25 protein-coding genes are annotated in these 25,670 nt (G+C 64.6%); 8 read left to right on the top strand and 17 right to left on the bottom strand.

What is annotated here, in order from left to right; genetic code table 11:
- The first annotated feature begins 135 nt into the window (after positions 1-135).
- From ABH945_RS07835 to ABH945_RS07860, 6 genes are all read left to right on the top strand, one after another.
- Positions 136-1,545 (top strand): 3-oxoacyl-ACP reductase, encoded by a 1,410-nt coding sequence (locus ABH945_RS07835; RefSeq protein ID WP_429250193.1) that lies wholly within the window; start codon positions 136-138, stop codon positions 1,543-1,545.
- Between the two features lie 2 nt (positions 1,546-1,547).
- A complete protein-coding gene (locus ABH945_RS07840) occupies positions 1,548-2,513 on the top strand; it encodes a MaoC/PaaZ C-terminal domain-containing protein (RefSeq protein ID WP_429250194.1) in 966 nt (321 codons plus the stop codon).
- Positions 2,510-2,668 carry a hypothetical protein gene (locus ABH945_RS07845; RefSeq protein WP_429250195.1) on the top strand — a complete coding sequence of 53 codons (159 nt, stop codon included), beginning with the start codon at positions 2,510-2,512 and terminating at the stop codon, positions 2,666-2,668. The genes ABH945_RS07840 and ABH945_RS07845 overlap by 4 nt, the downstream gene beginning before the upstream one ends.
- A gap of 27 nt (positions 2,669-2,695) precedes the next feature.
- Entirely contained in the window at positions 2,696-3,997 is a 1,302-nt protein-coding gene (locus ABH945_RS07850; protein ID WP_429250196.1) for an acetyl-CoA C-acetyltransferase, read from the top strand.
- Between the two features lie 168 nt (positions 3,998-4,165).
- Positions 4,166-5,971: an AMP-binding protein gene (locus ABH945_RS07855; RefSeq protein ID WP_429250197.1), complete on the top strand. Its 1,806-nt coding sequence runs from the start codon at positions 4,166-4,168 to the stop codon at positions 5,969-5,971.
- Between the two features lie 176 nt (positions 5,972-6,147).
- Positions 6,148-7,089: a DUF1571 domain-containing protein gene (locus ABH945_RS07860; RefSeq protein ID WP_429250381.1), complete on the top strand. Its 942-nt coding sequence runs from the start codon at positions 6,148-6,150 to the stop codon at positions 7,087-7,089.
- On the opposite strand, the gene ABH945_RS07865 is transcribed toward ABH945_RS07860, so the two are convergent.
- From ABH945_RS07865 to ABH945_RS07885, 5 genes are all read right to left on the bottom strand, one after another.
- Positions 7,086-7,499: a hypothetical protein gene (locus ABH945_RS07865; protein ID WP_429250198.1), complete on the bottom strand. Its 414-nt coding sequence runs from the start codon at positions 7,497-7,499 to the stop codon at positions 7,086-7,088. The genes ABH945_RS07860 and ABH945_RS07865 overlap by 4 nt on opposite strands.
- Before the next feature lie 14 nt (positions 7,500-7,513).
- The gene (locus tag ABH945_RS07870) at positions 7,514-9,100 is read right to left on the bottom strand and encodes an FAD-binding oxidoreductase (RefSeq protein ID WP_429250199.1); all 1,587 of its coding nucleotides are present in this window, start codon (positions 9,098-9,100) and stop codon (positions 7,514-7,516) included.
- A gap of 83 nt (positions 9,101-9,183) precedes the next feature.
- Positions 9,184-10,140, bottom strand: coding sequence for an anti-sigma factor family protein (locus ABH945_RS07875; RefSeq protein WP_429250200.1), 957 nt, complete (start codon positions 10,138-10,140; stop codon positions 9,184-9,186).
- Positions 10,137-10,694, bottom strand: coding sequence for an RNA polymerase sigma factor (locus ABH945_RS07880; protein WP_074763777.1), 558 nt, complete (start codon positions 10,692-10,694; stop codon positions 10,137-10,139). Before ABH945_RS07880 ends, ABH945_RS07875 begins: the two co-directional genes overlap by 4 nt.
- Before the next feature lie 14 nt (positions 10,695-10,708).
- Entirely contained in the window at positions 10,709-10,957 is a 249-nt protein-coding gene (locus ABH945_RS07885; RefSeq protein WP_074763776.1) for a hypothetical protein, read from the bottom strand.
- A gap of 271 nt (positions 10,958-11,228) precedes the next feature.
- Here ABH945_RS07885 and hfq point away from each other — a divergent pair, with 271 nt between their 5' ends.
- The gene (hfq, locus tag ABH945_RS07890; protein WP_074763775.1) at positions 11,229-11,726 is read left to right on the top strand and encodes an RNA chaperone Hfq; all 498 of its coding nucleotides are present in this window, start codon (positions 11,229-11,231) and stop codon (positions 11,724-11,726) included.
- A 38-nt stretch (positions 11,727-11,764) separates the two neighbouring features.
- Here hfq and ABH945_RS07895 read toward each other — a convergent pair whose 3' ends face one another.
- Complete coding sequence (locus ABH945_RS07895) at positions 11,765-11,887, bottom strand: hypothetical protein (protein WP_429250201.1); 123 nt, start codon at positions 11,885-11,887, stop codon at positions 11,765-11,767.
- Between the two features lie 386 nt (positions 11,888-12,273).
- On the opposite strand from ABH945_RS07895, the gene ABH945_RS07900 reads away from it, so the two are divergent.
- Positions 12,274-12,462 (top strand): hypothetical protein, encoded by a 189-nt coding sequence (locus tag ABH945_RS07900; RefSeq protein WP_429250202.1) that lies wholly within the window; start codon positions 12,274-12,276, stop codon positions 12,460-12,462.
- A gap of 393 nt (positions 12,463-12,855) precedes the next feature.
- On the opposite strand, the gene ABH945_RS07905 is transcribed toward ABH945_RS07900, so the two are convergent.
- The 11 genes from ABH945_RS07905 to cpaB all read right to left on the bottom strand — a co-directional run bounded on the left by ABH945_RS07905 (position 12,856) and on the right by cpaB (position 25,563).
- A complete protein-coding gene (locus ABH945_RS07905; protein ID WP_074763773.1) occupies positions 12,856-13,575 on the bottom strand; it encodes a DUF2968 domain-containing protein in 720 nt (239 codons plus the stop codon).
- A gap of 46 nt (positions 13,576-13,621) precedes the next feature.
- Positions 13,622-15,013 (bottom strand): sigma 54-interacting transcriptional regulator, encoded by a 1,392-nt coding sequence (locus ABH945_RS07910; RefSeq protein ID WP_074763772.1) that lies wholly within the window; start codon positions 15,011-15,013, stop codon positions 13,622-13,624.
- Positions 15,014-15,023: 10 nt separating this feature from the next.
- Positions 15,024-16,826 carry a pilus assembly protein TadG-related protein gene (locus ABH945_RS07915; protein WP_429250203.1) on the bottom strand — a complete coding sequence of 601 codons (1,803 nt, stop codon included), beginning with the start codon at positions 16,824-16,826 and terminating at the stop codon, positions 15,024-15,026.
- 1 nt (position 16,827) lies between these two features.
- Positions 16,828-17,274 (bottom strand): DUF3613 domain-containing protein, encoded by a 447-nt coding sequence (locus ABH945_RS07920; RefSeq protein WP_429250204.1) that lies wholly within the window; start codon positions 17,272-17,274, stop codon positions 16,828-16,830.
- A gap of 73 nt (positions 17,275-17,347) precedes the next feature.
- On the bottom strand, positions 17,348-18,184 hold the full coding sequence (locus ABH945_RS07925; protein WP_429250382.1) for a tetratricopeptide repeat protein: 837 nt from the start codon (positions 18,182-18,184) through the stop codon (positions 17,348-17,350).
- A 112-nt stretch (positions 18,185-18,296) separates the two neighbouring features.
- Positions 18,297-19,310: a type II secretion system F family protein gene (locus ABH945_RS07930; protein ID WP_429250205.1), complete on the bottom strand. Its 1,014-nt coding sequence runs from the start codon at positions 19,308-19,310 to the stop codon at positions 18,297-18,299.
- A 2-nt stretch (positions 19,311-19,312) separates the two neighbouring features.
- A complete protein-coding gene (locus ABH945_RS07935) occupies positions 19,313-20,353 on the bottom strand; it encodes a type II secretion system F family protein (RefSeq protein ID WP_429250206.1) in 1,041 nt (346 codons plus the stop codon).
- Positions 20,346-21,755, bottom strand: coding sequence for a CpaF family protein (locus tag ABH945_RS07940; RefSeq protein WP_429250207.1), 1,410 nt, complete (start codon positions 21,753-21,755; stop codon positions 20,346-20,348). The genes ABH945_RS07935 and ABH945_RS07940 overlap by 8 nt, the downstream gene beginning before the upstream one ends.
- A 2-nt stretch (positions 21,756-21,757) precedes the next feature.
- A complete protein-coding gene (locus tag ABH945_RS07945) occupies positions 21,758-23,002 on the bottom strand; it encodes a fimbrial protein (RefSeq protein WP_074766359.1) in 1,245 nt (414 codons plus the stop codon).
- A 132-nt stretch (positions 23,003-23,134) separates the two neighbouring features.
- Positions 23,135-24,556 (bottom strand): type II and III secretion system protein family protein, encoded by a 1,422-nt coding sequence (locus tag ABH945_RS07950; protein ID WP_429250208.1) that lies wholly within the window; start codon positions 24,554-24,556, stop codon positions 23,135-23,137.
- A gap of 41 nt (positions 24,557-24,597) precedes the next feature.
- Positions 24,598-25,563, bottom strand: a complete 966-nt coding sequence (gene cpaB / locus ABH945_RS07955) for a Flp pilus assembly protein CpaB (RefSeq protein ID WP_429250209.1) — start codon at positions 25,561-25,563, stop codon at positions 24,598-24,600.
- Positions 25,564-25,670 lie beyond the last annotated feature (107 nt).

Genomic DNA, 25,670 nt, shown 5'->3' on the forward strand with positions numbered 1-25,670 from the left:
ACATCACACGCAGCGCACACGAAAAAAACCTCCTGAGCGGGCGCGCCGGGGCGCCCAACTCAGTGCACACTGACACACGTCCGAGGTCCGTCGAAGGACTTCCCGAAGAGCGTGACCAGCGGAGCAGCCAACTCTATGAACGACTCGTATCTGAACTTCGTCAACTCGCCGTTCGGAGCGCGCCTCGCGCGCTCGCTCGGTCTGCCGAAGCCCGAGGTGCTGCACCGATATCGCGCGGACCAACCCGAATTCGGCGGTCTGGTCGCCATCGGCGCGGGCCGCGAACCTGGTCTGCTCGACGCATTGGCGAATCTGGTCGCCAGTATCGGCGTGACGAGCGTCGCGCACGGGAGCGCCGGCTTGTGGGTGCCGCTCGCCAATCGGCATGGCCTGATGACCGGGCGTTTCGAACCGGCTGAGGCCGGTTCGTCCGGCAAACTCGCCGCGCTGCTGTTCGATGCGAGCGGGATCGAAGACAGCACCCAACTGGAGCCGCTGCACGCGTTCTTCCACGACACGCTGCGCTCGCTCGGCAAGTGCGGGCGCATCGTCGTGCTCGGGCGACCGCCGGAGAATTGTGCGACGCCGCGCCAGTGGACCGCGCAACGTGCGCTGGAAGGTTTGACGAGATCGCTCGGCAAGGAAGCGCGGCGCGGTATCACGGCGAATCTCGTGTATGTCGGCGAAAGCGCGGAAAGCGGCGTTGAAGCGACGCTGCGATTCTTTTTGTCGCCGCGTTCCGCGTATGTGTCGGGACAGGTCGTGCGGATCGAAGCAGGCGCGGCTCGATTGCCGTCCGGCTTCGACTGGCAGCAACCGCTCGCTGGACGCCGCGCAGTCGTGACCGGCGCGGCGCGCGGCATCGGCGCATCGATTGCGGGTGTGCTGGCGGCCGAAGGCGCGCATGTGATCGGCATCGACATTCCGTCGGCACGCGACACGCTCGACGCGACGATGCGTCAACTGAACGGCACCGCCCTCGCCTTCGATATCGCCGCGCCCGAAGCGCCCGCGCAAATCGCCGCCGCGCTCGACGAACAGGGTGTCGATATCGTCGTACACAACGCGGGCATCACGAAGGACAAAACCCTCGCGAAGATGACCGCAGCGGCCTGGCAAAACGTGATCGACATCAACCTGAGCGCGCAGGAACGGATCGACGACGCACTGCTCGCTGCCGGCATTCTCCGCGACGGTGGACGCATTGTCGGCGTGTCGTCGATCAGCGGGATTGCGGGCAATCTCGGCCAGACCAATTACGCGACGTCGAAAGCCGGCGTGATCGGCCGGGTGCAGAGCATGGCGCCGCATCTACGCGTGCGCGGCATCACGATCAACGCGGTGGCGCCCGGTTTCATCGAAACACAGATGACCGCGAAAATCCCGCTGACCATTCGAGAAGCCGGCCGCCGGATGAATTCGATGAGCCAGGGCGGCCAGCCGGTCGACGTCGCGCAGACCATCGCGTGGCTCGCGCATCCGGGATCGGCGGGCGTGAGCGGCCAGGTCGTGCGCGTGTGCGGACAAAGCCTGATTGGAGCGTAAGCATGGGTGATCCGGGTGATCCGTTCGGCAATCGTCACGCGTCGGGTTTGACGCGACCCGACGCAGTGCGGCCTAAAACCGTCGTCATCGAAACCTTGCCCGCGCCGTCCAGGCTCTATGCGCGCGCGTTGTCGGGCATCGTCAAACGCGGGCGCGAAATCCAGTTGCCTGCGCTGCGTCTGGTGCGCCCGGCGGTCGCCATCGACCCCGGCCCCGCGTGGCGTTACGCGCGCGTTTGCGGGTTTATCCCCGAGCATGGCGTGCCGCTTACTTATCCTCATTTGCTGGCCTTTCCGCTGCATCTGCTGATGCTGACCGACCCGGCGTTTCCGTGGCCCGCGCTTGGGCTCGTGCATCTCGCCAATCATGTGCGGCTGCGCAGACCGCTGTCGTACAAGGACACGCTGCGCGTCGAAGTCGAATTCGGTGCGCTGCTGCGCCACGACAAGGGTCAGGCGTTCGTGCTGCACACGCGCATGTATCGACGCGGCGAGGCCGTGTGGGACGGCGACAGCGTCTATCTGAAGCGCGGTGTGCAGGCGGGCGGCAATACGCTGGGCGGCACTCCGCTGGGCGGCACTCCGCTCGAACCGCTCGAACTCGGGCCGCTGGCGCTGCAACGCATTTCGCGCTGGCAACTCGCGCCGCAATTGGGCCGCGATTACGCGAGTGTGTCGGGCGACTACAACCCGATTCACCTCGCCGCGTTGTCCGCGAAAGCATTCGGCTTTCCGCGCGCGATTGCACACGGCATGTGGACGCTAGCGCGCGCCGCCTCCGCATTGCAACCGCCGAAGCCGCTCGCCGAAGCCACGCTGAGCGCCGAATTCAAATTGCCGATGCTGCTGCCGGGCGAGGCGACGCTGTGGAGCGCGTCGCCTTCGCTGATCGAACGCGATATCGAGGTGCGCGACAAGGCCGGAGAAAAGCCGCATTTACGCGGCCGTTTTCAATGGAGACTGCAATGAAACTTGCGGGCATTTTTATTGCAACGGGCAACCCATTGAAGTCCGTTGGAATGAATGTGGCGCAGCAATCGTTGTTGCCTCATAAACCCACGAGCCGTTTTGAGATCACGCGCACTGTCGTTACTTTTCGCATCATCCCATTCCAATTCCAATAACCGGGGAACGACCCGAAGGAGCCGAGCATGTCCAATCCGCAACCCGCTGTGCGCCGCGTCGCCGTTATCGGGGGCAACCGGATTCCGTTTGCCCGCTCGAATACCGCCTACGCCACCGCGTCGAATCAGGACATGCTGACCTTCACGCTGCAAGGTCTGATCGATCGATACAACCTGCACGGCGAGCGTCTCGGCGAAGTCGCGGCGGGCGCGGTCATCAAACATTCGCGCGACTTCAATCTGACGCGCGAATCGGTGCTCTCCACGACGCTCGCGAAAGAAACGCCCGCGTACGACGTACAGCAGGCCTGCGGCACAGGACTCGAAGCCGCGATTCTGGTCGCCAACAAGATCGCACTGGGACAGATCGAAGCGGGCATTGCGGGCGGCGTCGATACGACGTCCGATGCACCGATCGGCGTCAACGAACGGATGCGCAAGATTCTGCTCGAAGCGAATCGCAGCAAAAGCACGGGGCAGCGCGTCGGCGCGTTGACCAAGCTGCGGCCCGGGATGTTTTTCAAGCCGCTGCTGCCGCGCAATGGTGAGCCGCGTACCGGGCTGTCGATGGGCGAACATTGCGAACTGATGGCCAAGCGCTGGAACATTTCGCGCGAGGCTCAGGACGTGCTCGCGTATGACAGTCATCGCAAGCTCACGGACGCGTATGCGCGCGGCTTCGTCAACGATCTGATGACACCGTATCGCGGCCTCTCGCGCGACAACAATCTGCGCTCGGATCTGACGCTGGAAAAGCTCGCGAATCTGAAGCCGGTATTCGATCGCGACGCCGGTACGCTAACGGCGGGCAACTCGACGCCGCTCACCGACGGCGCATCCGCCGTACTGCTCGCGAGCGAAGCATGGGCCGCACAGCATGGTCTACCGGTGCTGGCTTACCTGAGCTGGTCGGAAACCGCCGCCGTCGATTTCTTCGACAGGAAAGAGGGTCTGCTGATGGCGCCCGCTTATGCCGTGCCACGCATGTTGGCGCGAGCGGGTCTCACGTTGCAGGATTTCGATCTGTACGAAATTCACGAAGCCTTCGCGGCGCAGGTGTTGTGCACGCTCGCCGCGTGGCAGGATGACGAGTATTGCCGCACACAACTCGGCCTGCCCGGCCCGCTCGGCGAGATCGACAGAACGAAGCTGAATGTGAACGGGAGTTCGCTTGCTACCGGCCATCCGTTTGCTGCAACCGGCGGACGCATTGTCGCGGGACTCGCGAAAATGCTCGCGCAACTCGACAAACCGGCGGGCACCGCGCGAGGCCTGATCTCGATCTGCGCGGCAGGCGGCCAGGGCGTGGTCGCGATTCTCGAACGGTGAGCGGCGTGGCTACGTCGGGAGCGCCCCAAATGCGCGCCGACCATCCTGCTTCAGTTGTGCCGCAGTTCCGTTCCACACGCTACCGCCACGCACGCGCTGCATGGCGCCGATGACTGGCCGCGAGACCAGCACGCAAACAGATGAAGTCCTGACTTCAGGAGACGACCGATGACCCAGCCCACCCAAGCCCCGCTCTCACCTGCAGCACCGTCTACGCTCAACCCGGCAGCCGACGTCCAGGCTCCCGCGCAAAAGCCAGCGCGCGCCCCGAACACCGACAGCATCTGGTACGCGTCGTATCCGCATGACGTCCCGCACGATATCGACGTCACGCAATACGAATCGATTCCGCAGTTCTTCGACGAATGCGTCGCGCAGTTTCGCGAACGCGTCGCGTATGTGAGCGTCGGCGCGAATCTGACGTATGGCGAACTCGGGCGCAAGGCGGCGGCGTTCGCGGCGTATCTGCAAAGTATCGGTGTGAAGCCCGGCGAGCGCGTCGCGATCATGCTGCCGAATACGTTTCAATATCCGGTGTCGCTGTTCGGCGTGCTGAAAGCCGGCGCGGTGGTGGTCAACGTGAATCCGCTGTACACGGTGCGCGAACTCGCGCATCAACTGAAAGACAGCGGCGCGCAAACCATCATCGTGTTCGAGAACTTCGCGAAGACCGTCGAAGACGCGCTGCCCGGCACCAAAATCAAAAACGTGATCGTGACGGGTCTCGGCGACCTGCTCGCCGACGGTCTGAACCTGAAGGGACGTCTACTGAATTTCGTGTTGCGTCATGTGAAGAAGATGGTGCCCGCTTACAAGCTGCCGCAAGCGGTGCCGTTGCTTGAAGCGCTTTCCATCGGCTATTCGCGGCCGGTGAGCGCCGTACGCAGTGGTCACGACGACATCGCGTTCCTGCAATACACCGGCGGCACCACCGGCGTCGCGAAAGGCGCGATGCTCACGCACAAGAACATCATCGCCAATTTATTGCAGGCGAAGGCGTGGGCCGAGGGGCAACTGAACGGCGACATCGAAACCGTGCTCACGCCGCTGCCGCTCTATCACATCTATTCGCTGACGGTGAACGCGCTGATCTTCATGGGACTCGGCGGGCGCAACATCCTGATTGCGAATCCGCGCGACGTGAAGCGCGTGATGATGATCATCCGCCACGAAAAATTCACCGGCATGACGGCCGTCAACACGCTCTATAACGCGTTTCTCGACAACGAGGAATTCTGCAAGCGCGACTTCTCGAACCTGAAGCTCGCGATGGCGGGCGGCATGGCGACGCAGAAAGCGGTCGCCGACCGCTTCAAGGCGGTGACGGGCAAGCCGATCATCGAGGGCTACGGGCTCACAGAATGCTCGCCGATCGTCTCGATGAATCCCGTCGACCTCAGCAATATGCGCGACTTCGAAGGCTCGATTGGCTTGCCCGCGCCGTCCACCCATGTGCGTTTCAGAAAAGACGATGGCAGTTGGGCGAACATCGGTGAAGCGGGCGAATTGTGCGTGAAGGGACCGCAGGTGATGAAAGGCTACTGGAATCGGCCGGAAGAAACCGCGAAAGTGATCGGCGACGACGGCTGGCTCGCTACCGGCGATATCGGCGTCATGGATTCGCGAGGCTTTATCCGCCTGATCGACCGGAAGAAGGACATGATTCTCGTATCCGGTTTCAACGTCTATCCGAACGAGGTCGAAGACGTGATCGCCGCGCATCCGGACGTGCGCGAAGTGGCCGCAATCGGCGTGCCCGATGCAGCGCAAGGCGAGCGTGTGAAGGTCTTTATCGTTCGACGCAATGCGTCGCTGACCGCCGAGCAGGTCATCGCCCATTGCCGCAAGAATCTGACTGGCTACAAGGTGCCGAAGCTGGTCGAGTTTCGCGACGAGCTGCCGCAGACCAACGTCGGAAAGATTCTGCGCCGTGCGTTGCGCGACGAGGAACTCGCGAAGCAAAAGTCTGCCTGACAGGCAGGACGCTTTGCGTCGCCCTCGACCTTACGGAGAGATTCATGAAGCACCGCCTGTTTGCACGCTCATGCCGCTGGTTGGCCTTCATGCGCTCGGGCCGTGGCGTGGTATCGGGCGCGTGTGCGATAGATTCGCGTGGTGCGCCGAATATTGCGCGCTGTTTCGCGTCGACTATGGGCGCGCAACAAAATGCGTCGCGTAGCTGCTTCCCGCGCGCGACGCTGATTGCCGCATTGATTGCCGGCGCCGCGGCAATCGCCTCCCCCTCGGCGTTCGCGCAGAACGACGACACCCCGCCTCCGCTCGACACCGCCGTGGCCGTCAAGCCGCCGGCCACGCCGCCTTCGCAGGTCGGCAAGCTCACGCTCGATCAGCAGGTCAAATGGCTGCGCGCCGCGCAACAAAGCGGCGCGATGGAAAAGCTCGGCGACGATCAACTGGTCGCGCTATTCCAGTCGCTCGATCCGCTCGCGTTACCGCGTTATATCAAGGAAGGGCCGAACGGTTACCCGTCGTATGAATTCACGATGTCGCGCTCGGAGCGCATTCACGGGCAATGGCCCGGCACACCCGATCACATGCTGGTGCGCATTGCGCACGACCCCTTGCGCATCTACGCGAACTGGCTGCCTGACGGTGCGCACGCGGGTCAGGAAATCATTTACGACGAGTCCAAACGAAGCGACGAAATGTACGGCCACCTCGGCGGCATCATGAACGTCATGCCGCTATGGACTTCGCTGACCGGCACCCTCGCCCACTCGCAATCGAATCACGAAGTGCGCGATCTCGGCACCGAGTACATTGCGAACCAGTACCTCAGCGAAGGCAAAAAATACGCAGAGGCCGGCTTGCCGCGCTCGACCCAGGTGGAAGTCAAAACCGTCGACGGCGTGCGCGTGGTGGCCTTCACTTTCGAAACGCCGACCGGTCAGCCGCAGTTCTACGCAAAGAAGGAAACGCTGGGGCTCGATCTGCGGCATCCGTACTTTCGCACGGTCGAGTCTTACGACAACGACGGCAAGCTGTTCGAGAAAATCGTGTTCGAAAACATCACGCCGAAAACTTTCGACGATTCGACTTTCGATCCGAAGAACAAGGCTTATAAGTTTTAGGCTTCGTGGCGGTGGAGCGCGCGTGGCGTGAAAGCGAAAGCGGTGTGAACGTGCTCTTCAGCTGAGGGGACGTTCTGCGGGACAAGGTCATCGGCTCGCCATCCCGCACGGGTGACCAGTTCGCGAAGAACGAAGTAGTCGGATGCGCGGATGACACCGATTAGCGAAGACGTCGGCGTCATCCGCGCTGCGAGTGTCGCGTACCAGAGTGCGCCGATATCGTCGCCGGTTTCGAAGACCGGCAATTTCAGATGCGCGGCATAGCTGGCGAACGCCGGGCCGCAGGTCAACGAGCCATCGACGATCGCCAGCGTGTTGCTGTGCGACGCCGCCTCGGCAAGAGAAGGCCACGCGCCGGCCGCAATGGTCGATAGCCATGCGCCGGTCAGCATGAAAGTGCGTCGGTTCATCGAACGATTCCACGTCACGTATAACCCCGCCGGTCGCGCCATGCAGCGGGCCAGATCCCCTGCTTGCCCGGCGCGAGAATACCGTTCGGGTCCAGTGCATCCTTGATCGTTTCGGATAGCCGCAGCAACGCACCATCGTTGAAGCTGTACTGGGCCGCCGCGAAATCCATATACGCGAGATGCGAGCGATATTCGCCATAGCCCGCCGCGCGCGCATCGCTCATCAGCGAGCGCAATAGCGCACCGGCCTGCTCGACCTGGTCCGCGTCGCCGCGATCGAAAATCGCCGCAAAAATGTGATGCAGATGACGCTCGCCGGCCGTAAAGCCGCCGTAGTAATCGAAGCCATATTCGGCGGCTCGTGACTTGACCATCGTGTACTGACGCAACGCGTCGCGGCCAGTCGCCGGACAGAGCGGCGCGAAGTCCACGTGCGCGCCCGCGCCGCCGCGCCAGTCGAGCATGCGGAAGGCGCTCATCGACGGAATGCCGGCGAGGTTGCGGTCGCCGCCGCCGGTGGGCTGCCTGTCATCCGCCGCGCCCGAATAGCGCGCGGCGGACAGCCTCGCGCCGGGCACACGCGCGAACGCGCGCTGCACGATCGCGTAACGCGCGTCGATCAGTTCGGGGGTGCCGTAGAGCGCGAAATGCAGATTCCAGCGGCCTACGTCCAGCTTGTCGAGCATCGCGGCGACCGCGCTTTCGGGCATCGCGCCAGCGCCCTCGTACCACTGCCTGCGCGACGACAACCCTGCCGCCCGGCGCAAGCCGCCTTCGATCACCACATGGTTGCGGATCGTCTCGTCGAGCCGCAACGGCCGCAGGATATCGACGATGGTTTCGAGGTCGGCCTCGTGGCGAAACTGGATTTCGCCGAGCAGATACGCGGGCGGTGCAGGCATCAGCCAGACGCCGAGTTTGGTGACGATGCCGTAGTTCGACTGCATGAACATGGCGTCGAACGACGGGCCGTAGCCAGGCTGAAAAAGCTGCCACGCCGTGCCGGTTTCGATCCCGCCCATGCCTGTGCGCACCACGTCGCCGTTGGCGAGCACCACTTCCATCCCGCATTGCTTCGCCGCGTGATCGCCGTAAGCGGTGTAGCCGAAGCCCCGTTCTAGCGTGTTGCCGACCACGCTGCCCCAGCCGGCCGCGGGCGGATCGACCCATAGCCGATAACCCCTGTCGCGCAGATGCGCGTACAGATCGAAGTAGCTCACGCCGGGTTCGACGAGCGCGTACGCGAGCGTTTCGTTGACCTCGATGATGCGGTTCATCCGCTGCAGGTCGAGCACGACCGATCCGGACAGACGCGGCGCCGCGCCGCCGTACGCGAAATTGCGTCCGGTGGAGACCGTCCAGAGCGGAATGCGATATTGATTGGCGATGCGCAGCACCGCGCGAATCTCATCGACCGATGCGGGCAGCAGCGCGGCGCTGGCGGAAAACGCCGCGCGCTCGCCGGGCGCGAATGGATCGAGATAGCTGGCAAGACCGGCAGCGGATGTGACGACGTGCGCCTCGCCAATGACCTGCCGCCAGCTGGCGAGCGCCTGATCGAACTGGGCAGCGGATAGTGTCGGCGGCAGGAGTGTGGGCAAGGAGGTTTCCTTTGCGGTCGATGGGCGCAAGAGGTGGCGATGGGTTCTGCGGGCAGGCGTCGCTGCGCGCTTGTGCGGCCGCCCTACTGCCAGGCCTCCGGCTTCCCGCCCAACGCGCTGCACACGTCGATGGCCATCGAGCGCAGCTTGCCCTCCGCGATCGCTCCCGATAACGCATAACCCATGCCGTCGCTGATCCAGTAGAAGGTGCGCCGGTTGCCGTCGCGGAACAGACGGAACTCGGTTTCGTCGCGCGCGATGCCGGTCACATACAGCGTCAGACGCGCGCCCTCGTGGTTTTCGTACATGAACTGCGCTGCGGGTCCCGCCTCGCCGGGCAGCAGCCGCCCGCCGACCAGCGAGTAGCCATACTCCTGCAATGACGGCACCGACAGCGGACGGTTTAGCCGCTTGGAGAGCCAGTTGATCAGATGTTCCTCGTCGCTCGCCGCGACTTCCACCGGATGACGCCGCTCCGGCGAGTACACCGCATACGCGATATCCGCGCGCTGCGCAAAGCCGGGAGGCTGGCCACCGAGACCACGCCATGCGCCGCCCGTCAGACGCGGCGCGAGCGGCCCGACGGCGAGTGCGAGTCCCGCGCCCGCCGCCAGCCAGCATGCGGCGACGCCGACGCGTTGCCACCACGGAACCGGCCTGCGAATAACGATGAAAGCGGGTTCGTCCGCGTCGATGCGGGGAGCGGGATTCGCGTTGGCATTGACGTGCCGGGAATCGGCATGTTCTTCGTCCCGGTTGATGCGGTCGCTGCGGTCACGCGCCTCCTCCGGGTCGTCGTCGTTCACGACGCCATAAGCGCGCGCGCCCCGGTCACCGCGCGGCGAAATCCCGCACAAAGCGCGCAGCGCGGCCTTCTGCGCGCGCCACGCCGCCACCTTCGCCGCCGCCTGCGGATGCTGGGCTAGCTTCGCCTCGACCTCGACGCGCTGCGCTTCCGGCAACTCGCCGTCGACGAACGCCGACAGCGCCCGCAGATCGAGCCCCTCGGGCAAGCTGTGATCGTAGTCGTCGTTATTCATCGCGGATTTCTCACTACTTTCAACGGCGGAGGCTTGCGCGCCGTCCCCGGCGTACTGTCCTGAGCCGCGCCCTGCGCCGGCCCTTCTGTCAGCAGCACGCGCATATGCTCACGCGCGCGCGACAGCCGCGACATCACCGTGCCGATCGGCACGCCGAGCGCGCTCGACGCCTCCTGATACGACAGTTCCTCCACGCAAACCAGCAGTAGCACTTCGCGCTGCTCGACCGGCAGGCAATACAGCGCCCGCTGCAGATCGCGCAACACCAGTCCGTCGACTTCGCCCTGCGGCGCTTCAAGGTTGCGCCACGGCGCGCTTTCATCGTCGACGGCAATCTCGCGGCGGCCGCGCAACTGGTCGATGTAAAGATGCCGCAGGATGGTCAGCAGCCACGCCCGCAAATTGCTGTTGGGCCGGAACGCGGACCAGCGCGCAAGCGCACGCTCCGCCGTATCCTGAACCAGATCGTCGGCCCACGCGCGATCGCCCGTCAGTGCGCGCGCATAGCGGCGCAACTGCGGGAGCCACGCAATCACTTCGGCTTCAAAAGTCACCCGCGTAGGGACATTCAGTAGCCGCCAGTGCTGCCGCTTCCACTGGAACTCGACGCACCGCTGTCGGTCGACGTGCAGCCGCTGGTCGCCAGCGAACCGAACGCAAGGGCCAGCAGCACGAAAACTGCGGAAAAGATACGCGAAATCGTCATGATGAGTCTCCTGATGAACAACGTCCCGACGCTGCCTTCGCGTGCCGCGCGGCATTCGGCCGACACCCGGCCACCGGCTGCACGGCCACGCTCGACATGCAGCACCGCCATGCATGACTTAACGCGGGCAGCGCGTGATTTATTCCACCAGGCTTAAACCCTTTCGCCTTCTTTTTCCGCCAGCCTTGCGGCGATGACCTGGGTATGTCGGCAGAACACGCCATTCGTCCGCAGATTCGTAACTCAACGTTACAGCCAATAGTAATCGGATGCTTATGTGTCCCCAAGCCGGTATAGTGGACCCAGTTCGCCCACCGACGCGCTCTGCCCCCACACAGGGTAGAATTGCGGCGAACCACCGTCTTTCTAACTCGAATTGTCCATGGCTTCCGCAGAATCGCATCCGCAAAACGACTTCATGAACGCTGCGCGCAAAGAGCGTAAGCGCGTCGAAATCTACCTCGTCAACGGCATTCGCCTGACCGGGTGTATCGAGTCGTTCGATCAGTACCTGGTGATGCTGCGCACGCCTGTCGGCCTGCAAGGCATCTACAAGCGCGCGATCTCGACGATCCAGCTCGACACCGGCACGCGCCCGGCACCGCGCGCGGGCCGCCCGTCGCACGGCGAGCACAACACGCGCGGGCCGCACGGTTCGCGTGAACCGCGCGAGCATCGTGAACCGCGTGAGCCTCGCGAGTCGTATGGCGCGCCGTCTTCAGACCGCTCGCCGTCCGAGCGCTCGTCTTCCGAGCGCAGCGGTTCGTCGGATGGCCCGGTGGTCGTCACGCGTCGCCGACGCCTGTTCGGCACGGGTGGCGGCGACGGCGGCAACCATGGTGGCGGCAATCACGGTGGCGGCAGCAGCAGCCACGAATAAGCCGCTTCAACAGCGCTCGGTTATGTCCTGCACGTCAGTTACTCCGACACATGGCCGAGCCGCTGCAAAATCCTCTCCAGTCGTTTCATCTGCTGCTTCGTCAGCTCAAATCCGCCTTTGACCGCCAGCACGCGGCGTCGCCAGTACAGGACGTTTAGCATGCGCGGCGCCGGTTGATTTGTCGCCCAACTTCGTCGTCCAATCCATTCGTTCCAGTTTTGTCTAGCCAACGTGTAAAGCGTTCAGGCGCTGGTCGTCCGTAGCTTTTTTCCCAGTGCATGTGATTTGCCGTCCGATGGCGGGCTCATGGCTCGCCGGTATTTTTATGCTTCGCTTGTGAGCGACGTCGGCGGAGACACCGAAAACGAATCGCGGCCCGGCCAGTTCGGCAGATAAGTTTGCATGCGTGCGTGCGAGCCAACACGTTGACCATCTCGCTTTGAAGACAACGCTTACGACGTAGCGTCCTATGCCGTTCAGCCGATGTTCGCCGACGCTGACTATGCGCTATGCTGAATTCGTCGCCCCTCTTCTAACGGAGCACGTCATGACCAGCAAGAAGCACCCAGAACCTAAACCGGCGAGCAGTGCGTCGCCTGCCGAGTCTATGGACAGCCGTCTCGACGAGGCGCTCGAGGAAAGCTTTCCTGCCAGCGATCCCATTGCCGTCGATCCGACTGAACCGCGTAAAACGACTGCAACGGAAGCGTCTTCGGAGGGAAAGAAAAAGCGTTAGGACTTGCGACGCGGTTTGGGTTGCGGGCTGAGTTTCTTGCCGCAGGTTTGCGTGGGGCTGTTTTTGCGCCACCGCCTGTTTGCGTTAGTGCGAGGCTTGCGGTGTGTGGTTTTGCAATGCCCGCGTTAATGCATTTGCGTGCGTAGACAGAAGCATCCGTCAAACGAACGGGGCTGCGCAACAAAGATGAACTTGGGGGGCCACAAGAATCGGTGCCCGGTGCACAAGCTAATCAGCCTCGCAACCGGCACGAAATAAAGCGCATTTCCGGAAGAACGACCGCCACCGCAAAAGAACGGATGACAGCCGGATCATCACGCCAATGAAAACCAGGCGGACTTCGCTATCGCCACCGCGTCGCCCGCCCGTCTCACCAGCTTCAGCCCATCGCACTCAGTGCGGAGGCAGGCCGCTTTCCAGTTCGCGCTGCAACTCGCGAACCTGACGCTGTGCGGCACGCAACTGGTCTTGCGCGACCGTCTTCTGCTGAGCCAATGCCGTAGCTTCGGCACGGCTTTGTTGCTGCTGGCTCGCCACAATGCTCTGCTGCTGACGCGCAATGTCGAGGTCGGCCTGCAGGCGGTTCGCGCGATCTTGCGACAGCGCGATCATGCGCTGCGTGAACGCTTTCTGTGCTTCGAGCTGAGTGCGGCGAATCTCCACATCGGACAGCTGCACGGTCTGGCGCACAAAGTCCTTGTAGATCAGATCGGCACGCGTGGCGTCCTGCGTCTTGATCACGCGCCAGAAGTTTTTCTGCTGGAACAACGCGACGTAAAACGTCATTTCCTTGCCGTAGAACAGCAGGCTCGCTCCGTAGCTGCCGTTATAGGTAGTGCGCAATTCGCTGAGATCCGAGCCGCGGATCATCTGCTGCAATTCCGCGACATTGCCCGCGGCAGACTGCTTGTTTTCGTCGGGCGTAAGCGCCGTGGTGTCAGCCTGTGCGGCTTGCGATGTGGGTGTTGCCGGCAACGCCGTAGTGGTGCCTGGCTGGGAAACAACGCCAGCGCCCGGGCTGTTTTGCAGCGCCTGAGCATTCACGCCTTGCACTGCCCCAAACGAGATGAATGCGGCAAACGCAATCTGTCGTAGTCTCGACTTTCGGTCCATGTAATTCCTGCTCGAACAGTTTTTGTTTTAGTCAAACAGCCCATTATTACTCACTTTCGCGCGTTTCGGGCTCTTCGTCAAAAATTTGGTACTTGCGCATTTTCTCCCACAAAACCTTGCGGCTGATGCCCAGATACAGCGCCGTATCCTGCCGGCGCCAGCCGTTTGCATCGAGCGCGGCAAGCACGCGGTTGCGCTCCGCCATGTCCCATTTACTGCGGTCCACCAGCACCTCGGCGGCGCTTTCCACGGGCACCGGCTGACTGCTGCGCGCCAGCGCCAGCAGGCGTTGCAGACGCGCCGCATCCCACGCGCCGATCTGCCGCACCGTCACGCCGATCCGCTCCGCCAGGTTGCGCAATTCGCGTACGTTACCCGGGAAATAGGTATCCGCGACGGCATCCGCGAGCCAGTACGGCAGGTCGGGCAACGCGGACAGCTTCTCCTGACCGACCACCTGCGCAATGAACGCCTTGAAGATCGCGATCTTGTCGACGGCACCGCGTTCTTCGAGCGACGGAATCTTCAACTCGATCACCGCGAGCCTGTAGTACATATCGGCACGGAAGGTGCCTTCCTTTACCAGTTGCGGCAAATGCTTGTTGGTCGCCGCCACCAGCCGGAAATCGAGCTTGACGGGCGACGCCGAGCCGATCCGCGTAACCGCGCTGTCCTCCAGCACGCGCAGCAGTTTGACCTGCTGATACAGCGGCAGATCGCCGATTTCGTCGAGAAACAGCGTGCCGCCGTCGGCCTGCTCGAAGTAGCCTTTATGCGCGACCACCGCGCCCGTGAACGAGCCCTTCGAGTGACCGAAAAACAGCGATTCGAACAGGCCGTCCGGGATCGCTCCGCAGTTCACCGCGACGAACGGACCCTGCCCGTAGCGGCTGTGTTTTTCGTGCAGCAGTTGCGCAATGCGCTCCTTGCCGACGCCGGTTTCGCCATGCACCAGCACGCTCGTGTCGCAGTCGGCGAAGGTGTCGACTTCGTGCAGCAACGCCTGCATGCATTCCGAATTCGCGATCATCGCGTCGGATTCATGCGTTTTGGCACTGTGCGCCCGCATTTGCAGCACCAGCTTCATCACCATGCCGCGCAATTCCGCGCAGGTGAAATCGAGCGGCAGAATGTGCGAGTACTCGGACGGATACGCCGCCGGATCGTGCTCGCGCGGCGCGGCGCCGACCCACACCACCGGAATGCCGTGCGCCGCCTGCCAGTCGCGCAGGATCAGCGCGCCGCTGTCGATCACCGAGACGCTGATGATCGCGAGCGACGGCCGCAGCGCGGTCCGTTCGGGCGAGATCGCGATATCGTCCGCGCGGATCACTTCGACGTCGAAGCTCGCCATGCAGCGCGCGACCCGGTCGACGATGTCGGCCTTGCCCTCCCAGACGTAGATATCGAGTTCCTCGATTTTGGTGGTGGTTCTCATCTTGGACACGCTATTGGACCAGTTGCGGGACGCCGCACGTCAGCGACATGTTATGGACGGTAGCCGTGCCGATCTGAACGCCGAGCAGCGTCAGCACCGGACCGACCACTGCGTTGAGCAGGCCGAAAATACTTTGGAGCAACGGCGACAGCGTGGTGCTGACAAGCGAAATCACGCCGGAAAGAAGATCGCCCAGAAGATTGCTGCCGAGCACCTGAAGCGTCAGGGCATTCGGATTCGACAGTTGCCCGAGCAGGGTCGAAGTCAACGACGAAAGATCGCTGCCCAGCGCGTTGGAGTTCACGGGCTGGGCCACCACGTTGAAACTGCCCGACGAACCGTTGATCGACACATCGGTCGATCCGGGCGACAGTTGCGCCGGGCCGAGGCCTGCCAGCGAGACGTTCAGCACGTTGGCGCCCAGCAGAGTGACGGACGCCACGTTGACAGGCGGCACGACGCTGCCCGGCGTGCAATTTGTCACACCGCCCAGGCATAGCCCTGCGAGACCGGGCGTCACCTTGAACGTCACCGTCGTGGCCGCCTTGGTGTTTTCGCAATCGACATTGGACAGTTGCGCCGTCCCGGGTGCGACATAGAGCGTCACCATCAGCGGCGTGTTGAGCAACGCGACCGACGCAAGGCCGAGGTTCACGCTCGGCAATGCCGCGAGCGTGAGCGTCACCTTGATCGCCGAGGTGCGCGCGGTAACAGGCGGCGTGAGACCGGCCTCGCCGACCGCCAGCACGGGCGGATTGATCATCTGCATCGACATGCCGGCGACGCCGGTCAGCCCCGCCGCGACGTTGATCACCGGGGCGGTGCCGCTCGAATTGCTCTGCGCGATCTGCGCGGCGGCCAGCACCGTATCGAGCACGTTAATGGTCGCGGTCGCCGCCGAATCCGGATTGGCGAGTCCGAGCGCGAGCAGCCCGGTCGAGGTGCTGCTGTTGTAGCCGAGGTTGATATTCTGGCCGCCGGGCACGGTGACGGCCAGCGTCTGCAGGATGGCCGCGTCGATCGTGTCGCCGCCGCTCTGCAACGCCTTGACCATGGCAACCACCAGCTTCTGATAGCTCACCGAGGTCGCCAGCAAACCTTGCATCGACCCTGCGTTCAGCGCCGTCATCAACCCGGCCAGATTGATATTCGCCGCCGCGAGGCTTTGCGTGTCGCCGACGCTCAATGCCACGTTCGAATGCAGCAAGCCGCCCAGAATCGCGTTCAGCAACACCGATTGCTGCGTGTTGAGGGTCGCGATGCCGGTGCCGAGCGAGAACACGGCGACATTCGACGCAACCGCGACAGACGACGCCGTCACCGTCTGCCCTTTGCCGACGAGGAAGAGATACGGCACGTACTGCGAGACGTTCACACTCACTGCGTTGGCCGGCGTGCCGCTTTTGTTGAAGGCCGTGGCGGCAGCGCCCGGCGTCCAGCGTCCGCAGACCGCCTGAAGCGTTTTCGTCGTGCCGGCGGCAGTAAAGCCGTTGGCCGTCGCGTTCGCCCGCGCGGTGGTCGAGACGGTGGTCGCGCAGCCGTTGGGCGTGCTGACCACCTGCACCGCCGCCAGAGCCGCCAGATCGGCTGTGCGCTGCAACTGCCTGCGCACGAAAAAGACATTCCCGACATCGATCGCAGCGAGCGCCGCCAACGCGACGACCAGAAACATCACCGCGACGATCGCAACCGCGCCATGCTGACGGCGCGCGCCGCCGAAGCGCCGCAAGCGCGGCCTGCGCACGGAGCCAGGCGGATCCGCCGGACGAGCGTGCCCCGAGTGATGCGCCGGGGTCGATGGCTGCGCGTTCATGCTAGTTCAGGCCGCCGGCGCTGGCTCCACCGCCGCTGCCGCCACCGTTGCCGTTACCACCGCCGCCGAGCGCCGAGCCGTATAGATCTGGAATCTTGCCCTTGAACGATTCCATGTAGCGCCGATAGGCCAATCCGGCTTCCGAACCGAGTGTCGGCAGCGCGGGCGCAGCTTGCGCATTGCTTCGCTGCAGATCCAGCCACGCGCGAGCCGAATGCCCCACTTCGCTGGCGCGTGGTGCGGGCGGCTGGTGCTGTGCCGCCATTTGAACCGACGCGGGCGCCGGTGTTTCAGCCGATGCCTGAGCCACCCGTTGAGCATCTCCCTGCCCAGCGTCCGCGGCCGTCTGCGCCACGGCCCAGGCCGGCGCACCGAGCACCCCAGCCGCTGCCATCGCCAGGCACAGCACCGATGCGTTCCAGCCCCGTGTCATTGTTGTCTTTGTCATTTTTTACTCCCTGAATGCCTGATGACTCACCGCGTATTCACTGCCTCACCGCCGCCAGCGCACCGGCTCCCCGTCACTGCGCAAAGCGTTGCAACAGACGCGGCGCCGGCTCGAGCCCCTGCGCGCTCGCCACGGTGCGCGCATCGCCGCCCGCCGCGCCCGCCGGTTGCTGCGTCTGCGCACCTTGTGCCTGCGCGCGGCCTGCTGCCACCACTTTCGCCGCATCGGCGCGAATCGCCGAGCGCACGTCGGGCGGAAGGTTCTGCTGATTCATGATCGCCAGCGCCTGCGCCTGATCGCCGTTGGCCAGCAGATACAGCACCACGTTGCTGATGATCTTCGGGCTCTTCTGATCGAGTTCGGCGGCCTTCATCAGCGGGACGCGCGCGCCGTCGACATCGCCTGCACGCAGTTTTGCGTAGCCGAGATCCGACAGAACGACCGGGTCAGTCGGCGCGAGCTGGGCGGCCTGCTGAAGCTCCTGCGCGGCCAGCGCGAAATCGCCGCCCGCACCGGCGACCAGACCGAGCCCGCGATGTCCGCGTGCGGCCAGCGGCGTCTTCAGAAGCTGCCCGTAGGCCTGCGCTGCCGCATCCGGCTGATCCGTCATACGCAGCGCATCGGCACGCAGCACGATCGTGTCCGGGCTCGCGCCGTATTGCTTTTCGTAGGCGTCGATATGCGCGAGCGACGCGAAGTACAGCCCTTGCGACTGCATCTGGTCGATCAGCCCGAGGTACATGCCGGGGGTGTCCGGCGCGGCGTCCTTAGTGGACTGCTGCGCCATCATCGCGCGCTCCGCCTGCGCGCCGACGCCGTAGCCCGACGCTCCCGTGGACCCGCACGCGCCCAGTAGCGAAAGCGCAGCCAGCGTCACGGCGCAGCAGGCGGCTCGCGTGACGCGCGTAATACGGTCACCAGCAGCACCAGGCGCACCACACGCGTCACGCGCGCTCTGAGTCACGAGGCGGCCGTCGCGCATCCGGTCATCAGTAAATAAGCGGTAAATCATGGTGCCGTCCTCAATGCTTCGACATGCTCAACGAATGCTGGACCGCCATCACGCCCGGCCCCGCGGTCACGATCATCAGCGCGGGCAACAGCGTGACGATCATCACGCCGGTCATCTTCACGGTGAGACGCCCGATGCGTTCACGCAGCATTGCCCGGCGCATTTCGCGCAGACGGTCGCCGAACTGCCTGAGCGGTTCCTGCACCGCGCCGCCGTGCCGGTCCACCTGAACCAGCAGACGCACGACCGCGCGCAAATCTTCGTTGTCGTAGCTCTGCGACAACCGGTTGAACGACTGCTCGCGGGTCCGGCCGGTGGCGAACTGCCGTTGCGCGATTTCGAGTTCGCTCGACAGCACCGGCAACATGCCGCGAAAATCGCTGACCACCACCTGCAACGCCTGATCGAGCGACAAGCCCACGCCCTGCAGCAAACGCAAAAGATCGACCAGCAGCGGCAATTCGTTGACCACGCCATTGCGGCGCCGCCGGGCCCGCCGGGCGAGGACGATCTTCGGCAGCATGAAGCCGGCCATCGCGGCCATCACCACGATTGCGACGTAACCGGAGCCGCCAAAGTGGCCGCTGGCCAGCGTGCCGGCCAGCAACGGCAGCAATAACGCGCCAAGCAGCCGAACGATCAGAAACAGGCCGCGCGTACGGGTGTCCACGAAACCGCACTGTTCGAGCAGGCGGCGCTCTTCTTCCGCCACCACCTGACGCCCGAACGGCGTGTCGAGCCAGCGAACCCCGGTATGCGCGAAACGTTCGAGCAGTCCTTTGAAGCCCTGCGGCTGCACGGTTCGCGCGGCTTTCGGGTTGGCCTGTGCGGCGTCGCCGCTGCGTGCGACCGCTGCGGCCGCTGCGAGCGTGGCGCTTTGTTGCGCCCGTTCGTCGAGCGCGTGCCGCAACGTGCGTTCGCTGCGCCGCACCGCATTCACCCGCGCGAGCACCAGCCCAGCAAGCAGCAGGACGGCGAGCGCGGCCAGAGCGAGCGCGAGGGCGACGAGTTGATGCGCTTGCATGATCAGTCCTTCAGGCTCGATAAACGGTAGAGCAGGTACGCACCCGTTATCTGCAAGCCAAACGCCAGGTAGACGAGTTCCCGGCCGATGGGATCGAACCACATCGACGCGAAATATTTGGGATTGGACAGAATCAGAAATCCGCCGATGCCGACCGGCAGCAACGCCAGCACCCACGACGACAGCCGCGTTTCCGCCGACATCGCGACCAGTTCACGCTCGGCCTGTTCGAGATCGCGCATGAACGACGACATGCGGTCGAGCATCACGTCGGCGCGTCCGCCGTATTTCACCGACAGCCTCAGCACCGCGCCCACCAGTTCGAGTTCGCGCACGCCGTAGATCGTCGCGACCTGGAACAGTGCGCGGTCGATCTCGACGCCGGTGCGCAGCATTCTCGACACGTAGTCCAGACATTCGCGCAGCGGTGCGTCGGTGGCTTGCAGGGCCGCCTGAAACGCGGCGGGCACGCTGTTGCCGAGCGTAATCAGCCGCACGATGCCGTCGAGGAACAACGGCAGTTGCCGCACGATCAACTCACGGCGCTTGTTCACGCGCATCGACAGCAGAAAATAGACAAACGCGCTGCATGTGACCAACGTGACGCAGGCGCCCAGCAGACCGCCCACCAGGCCGGCCCAGCCGCACAGCGCCAGCACGCAGACGACGACGATCGTGATCACGCGTTTCGGCTTCGCGATGCCCGCGCGCGCTATCACGTGATGCAGCATGAAGCTCGCGCGCGCCTGCAGGTAACGCAAGCGTGCGAGCCAGTCCGCGTCGTCGGGCGGCGCTTGCGGCGCGATCAGCCCGGCCGGTGTCTGGCGCGCCTGAGCGCCGCGCGGCGGGGCTGTTGTCCCGGAACTGGCGCCACCCGTCATTCCGCCTGCTGCGACGGCCGGTGCGGCCGACGCCATGCGGCTGTCGATATAACGCTCGACGATGGCCTGGCCTTTGCGTTGCGTGCCGCGCTGCCAAAGCAGCACCGCGCATGCCGCGCACAGCAGCGCGAGCGCCACCAGGACCAGGGCCGCGCTAGACATTGAAGCCTCCGCCGAAACCGCTGCCGCCCGAGCCGCCGAATCCGCCGCCGAAACCACCACCACCGCCGCCGCTGCCGAAGCCCGCATTGCCGAACGCGTTGTTCGGCTCGGCGCCGCCCAGCGCCTGACGGAAGCGCGCCAGTTTCGGCGAATGCGGATGAATGCCGAGCGATACCCAGTTGTCCTGTTCGTCGCCGTCCGCGTTCAGAATCGGCTCATAGCGATACAGCTCCTGACTCGAAATGATGTTGTCCGACAGACCGGTCACTTCGGTGATCGACAGAATCCGGCGGCGGCCGTTGGAGAGCCGGCCAATCTGCACGATGAAATCGACCGCGTTCGCGATCTGCCGGCGCAGGCTCGACTCGGTGCCCTGAAAGCCCGCGAAACCCGCCAGCATTTCGAGCCGGTACAGACATTCGCGCGGCGAACTCGCGTGCACGGTGCCCATCGAGCCGTCGTGGCCGGTGTTCATCGCCTGCAGCATTTCGAGCACTTCACCGCCCCGCACTTCGCCGACGATGATCCGGTCCGGCCGCATCCGCAGCGTGTTGCGCAGCAGGTCGCGAATCGTCACCACACCCGCGCCGTCAAAGCCGCCCGGACGCGTTTCGAGCCGCACCACATGCGGGTGATTCAGCGACAGCTCGGCGGTGTCTTCGATCGTCACCACGCGCTCGCCGTCGGGCACGTGAAACGCGAGCGCATTCAGCAGCGAAGTCTTGCCCGAACTTGTGCCGCCCGACACCAGCACGTTGCAGCGCGCCGCCACCGCCGCCTTCAGCAGCGCGCCGATTTCGGGGCTGTAGGTGCCGTTCGCGAGCAGATCGTCGGGCCGCATCGGATCTTTGCGGAATTTGCGGATCGACACGATCGGGCCGTCGATCGACAGTGGCTCGATCACCACGTTGACCCGGCCGCCGTTCGGCAGCCGCGCGTCGACCATCGGATTCGATTCGTCCAGCCGCCGGCCGATCGGCGCGAGAATCCGCCGTACGATCCGCAGCAGGTGCGCGTTGTCGGCGAAACGCACCTGGATGCGCGTCAGGATGCCGTGGCGCGACACGTACACGTCGTTGTAGCCGTTGATCAGAATGTCTTCGACGGCCGGATCGGCGAGCAGGTCCTCGATCGGGCCGAAGCCCGCCAGTTCCTTCGTGAGCGCCTCGGCAATCAGGCGCACTTCGCTCTCGTTGATCGGAATCCGGCGCAGCCGCACGAAGCTGTCCATCTCCAGATCGACGAACTGGTTGATCGCATTACGCGACCAGCGGCCGAACTCCGAACCGAGTTCCTCGATGCGCGTCAGCAGATGTTCGTGCGCAGCGTTCTTGATGTCCTGGAACTGCTGGCTATGCGCGAACGCAGGCGCGTTGTCGGCAAATTCGATTTCTTTTGCCATCTCTATGACCGCTTTTGAGTAGTGGGAATAAAGCGCTTGAGGCCGCCGAACGCCGACTTGCCGCCACGCGCCTGGGCGCTGTCGCGCTGCGCGCCGCCGAGCCGTTCGATCAGCGGTTCCAGCGCGCGCACATAGGCGTCGCGTGCGGCGACTTCGACCAGCAGGTGTCCCTGATTGACCGCCTGGCCGAGCGCGACGCGCCGCTCCGGCAAGGTGGCGAGCAGCGGAATTTCGAGGCGCTGCGCGATCTGCGCGGCAGCGAGCCCGAGATCGGCGTCGAACTTGTTGACGATCAGCTTTACGTTGGCGGTGTCCACGCCTTCTTCGCGCAACGAATCGAGCACGCTGACCGCCGACACGATCGACGCGACGCCCTGGTCGCACAGCAACCAGGTTTCGTCGGACGCCTGCACCACGTGCGCGATGAACTCGCTGTTCGTGAAGCCGCCGAGGTCGATCACCTGCTGGTCGAAGAACGCGCGCAGACGGTTCAGCAGACCGATCGACGACGAGTACGACACCTCGCGCATGTCGGCGAGATTGGGCGGCAGCGTGGTCAGCGCGAGGCCGCTCGAATGATGCGACAGCGCGGTATGCACGAAGGTCTGATCGAAACGGCGCAGATTGCGCACGGCTTCGACGAAATTGAATTCGCTGCGCGTGTTCAGCAGCAGCGAGCCGTCGGATGCTGGCAGGCCGAGATCGAGCAGCGCCGCCTTGCGCCCTTGCGCGACGTCGCGCCGCTGCAGCATCACGGAGAGGTTAGCGGCCAGCGTGCTGACGCCCATGCCGACGCGCGCGCCGAGCAGCGTCGTGACCTGGCCATGACGGCTCACCGGCTCGACGATGTTCTCCAGCACCTGGCGCGTGATGCGCAGCGCGTCCTCGGCAGGCGCGGACAGATCGATGAAATCGCGTACCCCGGCGCGCAGCGCGGCCAGCGCGCTTTCCGGCTCGGTGAGCGAGCCCAGCGCGACGATCTGCATGCCCGGATTGCCGGCTCGCACCGCGCTGACCGCCGCACTTGCCGCCGCCGCGTGACCGCCGGAAAAGTCGACGAACACCAGCGACGGATTGAGCGTCGCGATGCGCTGCATCAGCATCACCGGATCGAGCGTGGCTGCTTCGACCGCGCCCGCGCTCATCAGCGTATCGGCGAGCCAATGCAGGTGCCCGTCGGCTAGCGACGCGAACACGAAATGGTCGGTGACCGCCCGTTCAGTCAATGAATGCGTTCTCGCGTTCATGTTGGACATCCTTTTGCAGCATGGGCCGTAAGGCCGCCGCGTCGTACTGCCTGCCGGCGCGCGCACGCGGTTCGCGCGCACGCCGGCTCAAGCCTGTATTCATCCGCAGCGCCCGACGGGCGACTATCGGTATCACTTCGAAAAACCCGGTACGGTGTCGCGCGTCGCCGCCACGCCGCCGATCAGCGAACGCCACACCGGCGCGTTGCGCTGCTCCGACTGCTCGCCCGGCGTCGTCGGCAACGTCGCGCCCTTCGCGATCGGCGACACCAGATGCGGCGTCACGATGATCACCAGTTCTTTTTCGTTCTGCGTATAGCTCAACTGCTTGAAGAACGCGCCGATCACCGGCAGATCGCCGAGCATCGGCACCTTCGACACGTTCGACGCTGTCTCGCGGTCGATCAGCCCGCCGATCACGAAGCTCTCGCCATCGCCGAGTTCAACGGTGGTGTCGGCGCGGCGCGTGGTGAACGCGGGCACCGACACGCCGCTGATCGTCACCGCGTTCGTGTAGTCGAGCTGGCTCGCTTCCGGCGCCACCTTCAGCGCAATGCGCTGCGGGCTCAGCACCGTCGGCGTGAGCGTGAGCCCGATGCCGTACGACTTGTATTCGATCGACGTCGAACCGAGCGCCTGCGGCACCGGAATCGGAATCTGCCCGCCCGCGAGGAAGCTCGCGCTCTGCCCGGAAAGCGCAACCAGCGTCGGCTCGGCCAGCACGCGCGCGAGGTTGTTGCTCTCCATCAAACTGAGGTCGGCAAACAGACCCTTGGTCGCGGAACCAAACACGAGGTTGAAGGCCGAGGTCATCGGCGACGCGATCGCCGGCCCCACCGTTGCACTCGAATCCGAGGGGAACGTTTTCTGCGGCACCGTCACGGATGTCGCTCCGTTCGGGCCGATGGAGCCAAATGAAAAGCCGTTGCGCTGACTGAAAAAGTTGAAGCCGATCTGCTTGAGCACCGTGCGGCTGAACTCGACCACCCGCACGTCCACCTGCACCACCGCGCGGCTCGCCACCGTCGAGCTGTCGAACACCGAGCCGTCCTTGCCGACCGCGCCTTCCGCCGCGACCACGGCACGCTGGTGAGCTTCGGTCGTGGTCGACGAACCGGAGACCACCGCCGTCTTGCCGAGCACCTTCACGGCCGACGTATCGGGTCCGAGCAGCGCCGCGGCCGCCGGCGTGACGACGTCGACCGTGTAGTTCAGCGGCGCGTCGCTGTCGCGCGTCCAGACCATCAGGCTGGTGGTGCCCGCGGCCTTGCCGACCAGCAGCAAGCCGCCGCGCTTGTCGCCCTTGATGATCAGTACATCCGCCACCGCCGGATCGCCGATCGCCACCCGCTGCAATGCATGGCCGATCGCCACCTGCTGCTGCGCGCCGACCATCATCTCGATGGTCTGCGCAGGCGTCGCAAGCGCGCTCTGGACCGATCCGGCCGACTGCGCACGCTGCGCCGGGCCCGCTGCGTCAGTCGCAACGGATACGCCCAGCAAAGCCAACCCAAGCCACACCGCCTTTCTGAAACCAAAAATCCGTTCTGTCATGTAGTTATGGAGGCGATTGGCCGCCCGCTCCCTGAGACTGCTTATCGGGCGACCGTTTCGGCGCGCCCACCCCGTATCACTTCGATACCGCCATTTGTACTTGTCGTGTTCGCCGCGACGCGCGTCGTCGGCAAGCGCATCTGCGGCAACGGCGGCAGGCGCGTACCCACTCCGGCACCGGCCCCCGGGCCGGTCGCGCCGGTGCTGCCCGACAGCGAGTCGAGCGCCACGCCGGCTGCGGCGCGCGTCAGGTCCGGCTGCGCGGCGGGCTCGCCTGCGTGGGCGGCTGTCTTCAGCACGCCAGGCAGAACCGGCAGCGCGTTCGGGTCGATGACGTCGGGATCTTTAGGATTACGCAACGCGAAGACGAGACGGCCCGCACTCTCGGCAAGCGTCAGACGGTCCACGTCGGCCACCGGCACCGCGAGCACCGCCGTGCGCACCATGCCGCTCGGATCGCCGCCGGTGTCGCCCGTGGTGGTCGCATTACCGAACGCCAGCACACGCACTTTCGACATCAGCAGACGCGCCTGGGTACGGTCGATTTCACCGCCCATGCCGGTGTTGCCATCGCGTTTGAGCGTGAAAAACACGTCGATGAAATTGCCGGGACGCAAGCGGTTGCTAACGGCATTGCTCTCGTCCACCCGCACGGCGATCGCGCGCTCGCCCGGTTCGATGCGCTCGGCCAGACCCGACGACAGCTGCGACTCCAGCACCGGCGAATCCGCGCCGATCTCGACGCCCGGCACGCGGCCGACGAGTTGCGACGGATCGGTGAATGCGCCGTTCGGGTTGATCGGCAGCGACTGCACGCGCAGCTGATCGGCGGTGATGGCTTTGCCTGGCGGCAAGGTCTTGCTCGCCACCACGACCTGATACGTCGTGGGCGTGGCGGGCGCGACGGCCACGGTCGCCGGGCGCCGCGACAGCGTCCACGCGAACAGCCCGAGGACGAGCGCGACGGCGATCAGCACGCCGGCGAGAATTTTGGTCAGATTCGGCATGACGATGGGCTGCGTCGGTTGATGGCGGCCGTGAGCGCGACGCTGGACACGACAGTGCCCGAGGCCGCGCACGACACGCGTGCGGACACGCGCTCACGGACAGAAAG

This window comes from Paraburkholderia sp. GAS333, assembly GCF_050435665.1.
Taxonomy (GTDB): domain Bacteria; phylum Pseudomonadota; class Gammaproteobacteria; order Burkholderiales; family Burkholderiaceae; genus Paraburkholderia; species Paraburkholderia fungorum_A.